7 protein-coding genes and 1 pseudogene are annotated in these 8,980 nt (G+C 68.2%); 4 read left to right on the top strand and 4 right to left on the bottom strand.

The window, feature by feature from the left end; all coding sequences use genetic code 11:
- Positions 1-1,521: pseudogene (locus tag ACH3VR_RS22980) on the bottom strand (hypothetical protein); the annotation flags it as partial.
- A 202-nt stretch (positions 1,522-1,723) separates the two neighbouring features.
- Positions 1,724-2,191: a thioredoxin-dependent thiol peroxidase gene (gene bcp / locus ACH3VR_RS22975; RefSeq protein ID WP_397558672.1), complete on the bottom strand. Its 468-nt coding sequence runs from the start codon at positions 2,189-2,191 to the stop codon at positions 1,724-1,726.
- 277 nt (positions 2,192-2,468) lie between these two features.
- Here bcp and ACH3VR_RS22970 point away from each other — a divergent pair, with 277 nt between their 5' ends.
- From ACH3VR_RS22970 to ACH3VR_RS22955, 4 genes are all read left to right on the top strand, one after another.
- Positions 2,469-3,233 (top strand): sugar phosphate isomerase/epimerase family protein, encoded by a 765-nt coding sequence (locus ACH3VR_RS22970; RefSeq protein WP_397558674.1) that lies wholly within the window; start codon positions 2,469-2,471, stop codon positions 3,231-3,233.
- A complete protein-coding gene (locus ACH3VR_RS22965; protein ID WP_397558671.1) occupies positions 3,230-4,354 on the top strand; it encodes a Gfo/Idh/MocA family protein in 1,125 nt (374 codons plus the stop codon). The genes ACH3VR_RS22970 and ACH3VR_RS22965 overlap by 4 nt, the downstream gene beginning before the upstream one ends.
- 112 nt (positions 4,355-4,466) lie before the next feature.
- Complete coding sequence (locus tag ACH3VR_RS22960) at positions 4,467-5,288, top strand: hypothetical protein (RefSeq protein WP_397558670.1); 822 nt, start codon at positions 4,467-4,469, stop codon at positions 5,286-5,288.
- A 96-nt stretch (positions 5,289-5,384) separates the two neighbouring features.
- Positions 5,385-6,401, top strand: a complete 1,017-nt coding sequence (locus ACH3VR_RS22955; protein WP_397558669.1) for a synaptic vesicle VAT-1 family membrane protein — start codon at positions 5,385-5,387, stop codon at positions 6,399-6,401.
- Between the two features lie 30 nt (positions 6,402-6,431).
- Here the strand turns inward: ACH3VR_RS22955 and ACH3VR_RS22950 are convergent, their stop codons facing one another.
- Entirely contained in the window at positions 6,432-7,379 is a 948-nt protein-coding gene (locus tag ACH3VR_RS22950; protein WP_397558668.1) for a hypothetical protein, read from the bottom strand.
- A gap of 152 nt (positions 7,380-7,531) precedes the next feature.
- Positions 7,532-8,875: an FAD-dependent oxidoreductase gene (locus tag ACH3VR_RS22945; protein WP_397558667.1), complete on the bottom strand. Its 1,344-nt coding sequence runs from the start codon at positions 8,873-8,875 to the stop codon at positions 7,532-7,534.
- Positions 8,876-8,980: the final 105 nt, after the last annotated feature.

Genomic DNA, 8,980 nt, shown 5'->3' with positions numbered 1-8,980 from the left:
GGGCACCAGCCGCACGCCGGGCTGGTTCGCCCAGGACGGGATGAAGTCCGGTCCGGCGGCGCCGTTGGTGATGTTCCAGGTGCCGTCGCCGTTCGCGAACGCGATCGGGATCGACCCCCAACCGGGAGTCTGCCGCACCAGGGCGATGTCGGTCAGGCCATTCCCGTTGAAGTCGCCGGGCACCAATCGCACGCCGGGCTGGTTCGCCCAGGACGGGATGAAGTCCGGTCCGGCGGCGCCGTTGGTGATGTTCCAGGTGCCGCCCCCGTTGGCGAACGCGACGGGGATCGAGCCCCACCCCGGCGTCTGGCGCACCAGGGCGATGTCACGACCGCGCTCCAGCACGATGACCGAACCCGACGGATCGTACGTGAGTTCGCCTTGCTGCTCCTCCTGCGGCGCGGGAGCCGGCGGGGGAGCGGGCGGGCTGGGAACCGGACGCAGCGGTGGCGTATACACCTGGTGGAAGAAGCAGAACACCGTCGTGCCGCCGGAGTGCGTGATCGGCGTCGTGTGCTGAGGATCGGCGATGCTCAGCGACAGCGTGACTGAATCGTCATCGGGGAAGTTCGGGTCGTAGACCCGAATGGCCAGATCAGACCCATCCAGCTCGTAGCCGTACGCCAGCACCTGATGGTTCTTGCCCATCTGGAGCGGGTCGTGCGACTTGACCTCGATCAGCGCGATCGGCGAGAGCCGGTTGCCGTCGATGTCGGCACGGATCTGCGGCCATGAGTCGACGACCGCGACCCAGGCCCGGCCGCGGGGAGCCAGGTTGATGTTGCTGGCCACCGTCTCGTGGTCCGGGAGAGCCGGATCCATCAGCCACCAGTACGTCAGCGGGCCTGGCCCGAACGGCGGGATCGGCGTGACGATCGGCACGATGGGCGGCGCGGGCGGGGGCGGGGGCGGCAGCAGCAGGTTGAAGCTGTCGTAGAGCCGCATCACGATGTGGTCGAAGACAGCGCCAGAGCTCGGAGGCGTCGTCGTCGACGGGATCGGCACCTTGGCGTCGAAGTAGTCGCGTACCGCGAAGGCCATTCCGCCGCACAGACCCTGCGAGGCGTCACCGATCGGGATGCTGTTGCCCAGCAGGGTGATCGTTCCGTGCGGCACCGCCGGGAACGAGTTGGCGAAGTGGAACGCCGAGGTGCTGGGAAGGAAGCCGGGCACCGACCTCATCGTGATGCTGGTGTTCGAGGCCCATAGCGGAACCCCGGCCGGGTCGTAGATCACGACGTTGCCGTCATCCTGCACGATGAGGAAGGCGCCAGGATGTCCATCGGTGCCGGAGTCCCAGACATAGACGCCGCCGGGGCCGTACAGAACGAAGTTGCCATCGCCTTGCATCACGGCCTGCGCGACGGAGCGTCCAGCCGTCCCGCTCGCCCAGCGCGCCTTGCCGCCGCGGTAGAGCACCAGGTTGCCGTCGCCCTGCATCACGAAAGTCGACTTATGGTTCGCCGACTCGAGCTGCCCGATGGCGTGCAAGTCGTCGAAGGGGTTCAGCTGCTGGACCATGGTCGTCGGCCTCTCACTATTCGCGATCGATCGTGCTGCGCGCTCGACAGAGACCTTCCGGGCCCCCGATCACGCAGAGTTCCTCAATGACGTGTGAGAGGCACGGCGACGACCGTCTGATACATCCCGATCAGGACGGGGCGGCTCGCCGCGGGGTCATCGAACGGGCCCGTCGGGACGCGTCATGACGCAGCCGGGAACGTCAGGCGGCGAGCATCTCACGCAGTCGTGCGACGTGCCCGTTCGGGTCGACCCTGTATTCGATGGACTGGAACCGTCCCGCCTCGTCGACCACCATCGTCGAGCGGATCAGTCCCTCGAACGTCCGGTCGCCGACCGTCTTCTCGCCCCAGGCGCCCCAGGCCTTGGCCACCTCCGCGTCCTCGTCGGAGAGGAGCGTGTACGGCAACTGCTCGGCGTCGGCGAACTCCTTGAGCCGCTCGACGGAGTCGGGCGAGATGCCGAGCACTTTATAGCCGGCGCCCTCGAACTGGGCCAGATTGTCGCGGAAGTCGCAGGCCTCGGTCGTGCAGCCAGGGGTGAAGGCCGCCGGGTAGAAGTAGACGATCACCTTCTCGCCGCGGTAGTCGGACAGGGACCTCTCGAAGCCGGTCGCGTCGGTCAGTGTGAAATCCGGGGCGATGCTGCCGAGCTCCAGCGGTTGTGTCATCGTCCGCTCCATTCGTGCGTCGTGCCGCGGATCTCCGTCCGCGGACTTCCAGTGTTCCACCGCAGCCGGCGGTCGGCGTCGACCGAACTCGATTGACCATTGACCGCTGGTGCGGCTTGCACATAAACTTCCACGTGGAGGTTTTCGCTCTGAGCCTCTGGGTACGCGATCGCTGCCCCCCACTGACGAGGAGAAGGTCATCGTGGCCCTGCCTGAAGCATCCAAGCCCCTGGCGTCCGTCCAGCTGTACACGCTCGCCGAGGCTTTCTCGGCCGACATGGGCGGCTCGCTCGACAAGCTCGCAGCGATCGGGCTTGAGAATGTGGAGGCGTTCGACTTCGTCCGCCGTCCGCAGGAGATCCGCAGCGCTCTGGATGCTTCCGGGCTGTCGTCGCCGACGGGGCACGCCCCGCTGCTCTCCGACGAGCTGTGGACGCCCGACGGCTCGATTCCCACCCCCGCGCCGGAGGTCGTCTTCGAGGCTGCCGCCGCGATCGGGATCACGACGGTCATCGACCCGTTCGTCGCACCGGATCGGTGGATGACGATCGAGGGCGTCACCGACATCGCCGACCGCCTCAACCGCCTCGTGGACGTCGCCGCGGGCTTCGGGCTCAGCGTCGGCTATCACAACCACGCGCAGGAGTTCATCGCGGACTTCGACGGACAGACCGCGTACGAGCGTTTCGTCGAGCTCACCGACGAGCGGGTCGCGATCGAGCTCGACCTGTACTGGGCGCTCGTGGGAGGCCAGGACGGCGTCGGCCTGGTTTCGCGGCTGGGCGATCGCCTCGTGGCGGTGCACGTGAAGGACGGCATCGCCCCTGAGGTGAACCCCTTCGGACCGGATGCCGGGGAGTTCGGCTCCGCGAGCCTCGACCAGCGCCGCCCGGGCGAGGGCGACGTGCCGCTCGCCGACGCGCTGCGGGCCGGGACGGCCGTCAAGTTCGCCGTCATCGAGTACGACAACGCCCCGGGAGACGTCTTCGAGGACATCGCCGCGAGCTATGCATTCCTGACCGAGGGCGGGTTCGTCCGATGAGCGCGGTCGGCATCGGAATCATCGGCGTCGGTGTTATCAGCGACACCTACCTGGAGAACCTCACCTCCTTCCCCGACGTCGATGTCGTCATCCTCGGCGACCTGTTCGTCGACCGTGCGCGCGAGCAGGCCGAGAAGTACGGCGTTCCCGCGTTCGGGACTGCGGACGATGTCCTGGCTCATCCGGGTGTCGATCTCGTCATCAACCTGACGATCCCGGCTGCGCACATCGACGTCTCGCGCGCCGCGATCGCGGCGGGCAAGCACGTCTGGACCGAGAAGCCGCTCGGCCTCGACCGCGAAGGCGCGGCTCTCCTGCTGCGCGAGGCGGATGCCGCCGGACTCCGCATCGGCTCTGCGCCGGACACCCTCCTCGGGCCGGGCTTCCAGGCCGCGCGCCGCGCGATCGAAGGGGGCCGGATCGGCCGACCGCTGTTCGCGCAGACGGTGTTCCAGACGCAGGGGCCCGACCTGTGGCATCCGAACCCCGCCTTCCTGTTCGCCGAGGGCGCCGGCCCGCTGCTCGACATGGGTCCGTACTACTTCTCCGCCCTGGTGAGCCTGTTCGGGGCCGTCGATCGCATTTCCGCGTTCGGCACGAAGGCGTATGAGGAGCGGCGGATCCACACCGGCCCGAAGGCCGGCGAGACCTTCCCCGTCGAGGTGCCCTCGACGATGCAGATCATCGCGGCGTTCGAATCCGGCGCGCAGTCCCAGAGCCTGCTGAGCTTCGACTCGGCGCTCGAGCGGCACGGCGTGGTCGAGATCCACGGCACGGAGGGGTCGATCGTGATCCCCGACCCGAACTACTTCGCCGGCCGCATCGCGGTGGTCGCTCCGCTCGGTGTGCTGCGCGACGGGATGTCGTTCGAGCAGGAATGGATCGAGATCGAGCACGACGACGTCAAGGTCGGCCGCGGGCTCGGCGCTCTGGACATGGTGCGTGCGATCGCCGAAGGCCGCCCGCACGTCGCTTCCGGCGAGCTCGGATTCCACGTGCTCGACGTTCTGCTGTCGGCTGCCGAATCGGCCGCCACCGGAGCGACCGTCAAGGTCCAGAGCACGGTTGCACCCGTTCCGCTCCTTCCCGAAGGGTTCGACCCCTTCGCCTCGACGCTCTGATCGAGCTCCTGGGCTCGGGACGGCTTCCTGCCTCTCGAGCCCAGGCCCCGACGGGACCACCGGTCGGATCCGCCTCTCAGGGAGGCGGAATGCCGCTCGATAGGTTGAGAGCATGAGTTGGCAGAGCGAGGACGATATTGCGCGGCTCGAGCTCGACCTGATGGAGCGGCTGGGGGACGCCGGTATCACTGTCGCCGCCCCCGCGGATGTGGTCCACCGCGACCCCGACGTCCTGTTCACGTACCCGTCTGTGACCCCGGGGGAGCTCACCGTACTGCTGCGGGGGATGGCTCCCCGGCTCGTGTTCGTCACGTCGTCGTCCTTCGACCCGGCCGACGTCGACTCCGATGATGCCGAGCTGCGCCTCGCTGCCCGGCAACATGCGGGCGACCTCTTCCGGCTGTCAGTGCTGTGGGCAGCTGACGGGGTCTTGTTCGCGTGGTCTGCGGTCGCCGATTGGCACGACAAGCTTCTCGACGAGGTGGAGCTCTCGGACTATCAGGCGCGAGGCATCGACCAGGTCGAACGGGAGCTGCGCATCGAGCGGAGTGCTGCCGCGACGCAGCGTCTCACCGAGATCGTCACAGAGTCCGCCGATTTCCGCGGCGCGACGACGAACAGGCGCACCGCGCAGGTCAAGATCATCATGGACGCCCACCCTGACCTGGTTGCAGACCTCTGGTTTCCCAACGATTTCGCGCGGCGCGCACGAGCGGCCGCCGCGGTCGAGGTTGCCCGGTACGAAGCTGAACTGGACGCGAACGAGGACATCCTCGACCAGATCATCCTCGAGCTCGCCGGGGGGCGACCCGTCAACCAGCAGCGGATGCGCGTCGCGGAGATCCTCCGCGCGTGCGCAGACGGGTGGGCGTTGTCCGAAGGCTTCGTCGAGAAGATCCGCCTCAAAGCTCTGGACCGGATGTCGCGCCGATAGCCGAGGGTGGGGAGCGGGCGGCCGGCGTAGGCTCGGCCTCGACTTCGGCGGCGTTCGCGCCGGTCGCGCGGACTGTCGGTCGACGGGAGGAGTCAGATGCTTCAGGCGTTCATCGTCGGTCACGGCGGCCCTGAGAAGCTCCAGCTGCGCGAAGGGCCCGACCCCCAGCCGGCCCCGGGAGAGGCGCGCATCCGTGTCAGGGCGAGCGGCATCAACTTCGCCGACATCCTCGCACGGCAGGGCCTGTACCCGGATGCTCCGAAACCGCCCGTCGTGGTCGGCTACGAGGTGTCCGGCTCAGTCGACGCCATCGGCAGCGGAGTCGATCCTGCCCTCCTCGGCACCGACGTCATCGGACTCACGCGATTCGGGGGCTATGCGGACGTCATCTCGATTCCCCTCGGCCAGCTCTTCCCCAAGCCGTCCGGCCTCTCGCACGAGGAGGCAGCCGCCCTCCCCGTCGCCTACCTCACGGCGTGGCAGCTGCTCGTCGTGATGGGCTCGCTCAAGCCCGAAGAGACGGTGCTCATCCACAACGCCGGCGGAGGCGTCGGTCTCGCCGCGATCGACATCGCCCGGCATATCGGTGCGACGGTCTATGGCACGGCCAGCGGCGCGAAGCATCCGTTCCTGCACGAGCGCGGCGTTCACGAGCTCATCGACTATCGCGTGGCGGATTGGACGAAGGAGGTCGACCGTCTCACCGGCGGGAAGGGTGTCGCGCTCGTCACCGATCCGCTCGGCGGCGCGCATTGGAAGAAGAGCTACCGTGCGCTGCGGTCGGGCGGGCGGCTCGGGATGTTCGGGGTCTCGACGGCGACGTCGTCGAAGCTCGTGGGACCGCTTCGGCTCGGCCGGGTCGCCGCGGGCATGCCGTTCTTCCATCCGGTGGCACTCATGAACGCGAACAAGGCGGTCTTCGGCGTCAATCTCGGTCACATGTGGGGCGAAGCCGAGATGACGGCGAGGTGGATGCGGACACTCCTGGCAGGCGTCGAAGCGGGGTGGGTGCGCCCCCACGTCGACCGCGGTTTTCCGCTGGCGGAGGTTGCGGCCGCCCACTCGTACATCGAGGAGCGCAGGAACATCGGCAAGGTCGTCCTGACGAGCTGACCTGGTCGTTCGGCGATCGGCTACCGCGACTCACCACTTCCATACTTGCCACGAGGCAGCGCCGCGCTCGACCCGACGCGCTCTCTTCGTGCCCCACCATGGTTCGACGGACCGTCTGTCGCGGCATTCCCGGAGCATCCGCGAGACGAAGCGGAAAGTGGGGCCGGTGTTGACGTTGTTGAGCTCCATGTAGGAAAGGACATCTGCAAGGACGGTGTCGTAGTGCACGTCGGGCATCGGCCCGGCGTAGTTCTGCAGCCGGTCGAGAACGTGGGCGTGCAGCGCCGCGGGTAGGGCGCCGTCGGCGTTCACGACGGCGATCGCATCCTGAATGTTCTGATCGAGCACCTGCTGCTGTGCCACCAACTCCGGTCCGACCGCCGCCGCACCCAGTCCGGGTGGAAGGTTCAGATTCAGGAATGGGTAGATCACGCCGTTCTTCCGATATCTCATGTCGGTCGATACGTGCACGAGTTCGTGCAGGATGCTGGAATACAGGAAGTTCTGGTCGGGCTGGTGGTGGGGATCGTAATCCAGCACGTAGGTCGGAGGAGGGTTGTTGTTCACCCCGGCCTGTGCGACCCTCCCCAGGCCGGCGGTGATGCGCACATCAGTGAGGGGAAGAACGCTCTCCGCCTCTGACCAGAGCGCCCGAAGCTCAGAACTCAACGTGTTGATCTGGAAGGGGAGGCCGCCGCCCGCTGCGACGCTCAACAGCGCATTCACGGTGGGATAGATCACGCGCTGGACAGGCACGGGGCGGTCGGCAGCGAGGAACGCGTCAGGGCTCGACCGTGCCAGCATCCCGGAGACGGCGCCGTTTCCGGCCGATCGCTGGAGCCCCAGCAGCCGCTCCGGCATGGCGCCGCCGGAGGATGGCTCGGCGCGCTGTGCCCGGTCCGAACAGGACCCGAGTTCCGGGCTCTGCGACGATCTCGCGACCGGGCGGGATCGAGCCTCGAACGAAGCATCTTCCACCCCAGCCATTCTCCTTGAGTGGTGCAGCGGCGGTAGCGCAGACGGGCACCACGTCGGGTACTCCAGCCCCACCCGAAAGGGCACTCTTCACCGCGACCGTTCTGCTCACCACGCCCGGTCCGATCTCGCCTCGCCGACCGTTGAGGAGTTCCTCACGCCGTGGCGTCCGAAGTGATCCGCGTTCCCCTTCTTCGCGCCGCCTGCGCACGGGTGCGCATGTTCGCGGCGAGAGACCTGAGCACGACCGAGGGCGCCGCGAGCGTGCTCGGGTGCGCGTTCATGAACGCCACCTCGTTGAACGCCGTCGCGACCGGTACGTCCACTATGGCGGCGGCGAGGACCTGATCGACCAGCGCGCGCTGCAACCGGATCGGCAGCGGGGGCCGGCCGGTGTCGAGCCGCTGGGCGTCGCTCTGGGTGGACAGGTCCCACGCGGCATCCACGACGACCTTCTGCAATTCGAAGAAGCGCGTCGCCACGTTGGTCGCATCCGACGTGCCGCACAGGTATTCCGAGAGGCATGACGCGTGCAGTGCGGCCGCGGACATACCCTGGCCGTAGATCGGGTTGAAGGACGCGACGGCGTCCCCGACGCTGACCAGCCCACCCGGGAGGCGATCCACCCGGTCGTACCGGCGCCGTCGCGCCTCAGCAAGCCGGAAGGCGTGCACCTCTCCGATCGGCTGGTTGCGTGCGACCTCCGCGAAGATCGGAGGGAGGTCGGCGCAACGGGCCAGGAATCCGTCCCAGTCCTGGGGCGGCCGATCCTCGCCGTATGTCATCTGCAGAAGCATCCATCGGCCGTTCTCGACGGCGGTGAGGGCCGCGAGCGTCTTCTTCGGGTAACCGGGGGAGACGCGGGAGGTCGCCGCGGCGACCCTCGGCTCGCCCGCGGAGCGAGCGAAGTAGGCGGTGGCGTAGTTCACGTCGATCCGCATGCGCTCCAGCGGCGGCGGTTCCCACCCGTCGCGCTCCAACCAGGCCGCCAGTCGGCTGGACCGGCCCATGGCATCCACGACGAACTCGGCCGGCACGACGCTCTCGTCGTCCGCGGCCGATATCCGGACGCCGCTGACCCGCCCATCGCGATACATCAGCCCGGTCGCCGCTCCCGGCAGCACCCGCACGTTCGACAGTGCCAGGGTGCGCCGGCGGAGCAGTGCTTCGATGAAGGTCCGGCTGCCGTTGAGCAGCACCACGTTCGGCGCGCGCACCGACCGCACGTCGTCGACCCACTGCTCGCTCTGGTGCGCCGCGGACGCAACCGCGCCATGCTCGACCGCCTCCCGCCCGAACCCCGGGAACCACCGCTCGATCTGCGCACGTCCGCCGGGCAGCAGTGCGTGCACCTGAAGCCGTTGCGGAACACCGCGGCGTTCGACCTCGTCCGCATCCTCATCCCGCTCGACGACGACGACTTCATCGGCGTGGTCGGCGAGCACCCGCGCGGCCAGCAGACCCGCGACGCTGCCTCCGAGCACGACGGCGCGCTGCACTCGTGCGGAGGCGAGGTCCGGTCGCTCCCGAGTGCTGAGGCGGGCGAAGATCTTCGCCGGAGATTCGCTCAGCGGTCGCTCCTCTCCGAGACGGTCACACGAGCG

This window comes from Microbacterium alkaliflavum (assembly GCF_044325405.1).
Lineage (GTDB): Bacteria > Actinomycetota > Actinomycetes > Actinomycetales > Microbacteriaceae > Microbacterium > Microbacterium alkaliflavum.
Note: the sequence above shows the minus strand (reverse complement) of the source record. Positions and strands in the feature narration are given on the sequence as shown.